General features: G+C 62.8%; 1 protein-coding gene. It reads left to right on the plus strand.

Annotation, left to right across the window (positions count from 1 at the left end):
* Window positions 1–611: ABC transporter permease (locus DMP06_RS11265; RefSeq protein ID WP_148042537.1), on the plus strand; the 611-nt coding region annotated here is incomplete at both ends.

Here is a 611-nt window from a genome sequence, read left to right on the forward strand (position 1 = left end):
CATCTCCTTCATCGTTCTCGTCATCATCGTGCTGATCGCGGCGCTGGCCAACTTCATCGCACCGCACAACCCGCTCGAGATCTTCACCGCCCGTCAGGCTCCTGACGCGCAGTTCCTCTTCGGCACCGACGACAAGGGCCGCGACGTTCTTTCGCGCATGATGTACGGCGCGCGTTATTCGCTCGTCATCGGCCTGGGCGCCACCGGCTTCGCGCTCATCTGCGGTTCGATCATCGGCGCTCTCGCCGCTGTTTCGCGCAAGTGGGTCTCCGAAGTGATTATGCGCGTTCTCGACGTCGTCATGTCCTTCCCGGGCATCGCTCTGGCCGCCACCTTCGTCGTGGTGTTCGGAACGAACCTGCCGTCGCTGATCTTCGCCATCGGCTTCCTGTACATTCCGCAGATCGCCCGCATCGTGCGTGCGAACATCGTCAGCGAGTACAACCAGGACTATGTGCGCGCCGTCGTGGTTTCCGGCGCCCGCGCCCCGTGGATTCTCATCAAGCACGTCGTGCGCAACTGCATCGCGCCCGTCATGGTGTTCACCATCGTGCTCGTGGCCGACGCAATCGTCTTCGAGGCGTCCCTCGCCTTCATCAGCGCAGGCATCC

Source organism: Slackia equolifaciens (assembly GCF_003725995.1).
Taxonomy (GTDB): Bacteria; Actinomycetota; Coriobacteriia; order Coriobacteriales; family Eggerthellaceae; genus Slackia; species Slackia equolifaciens.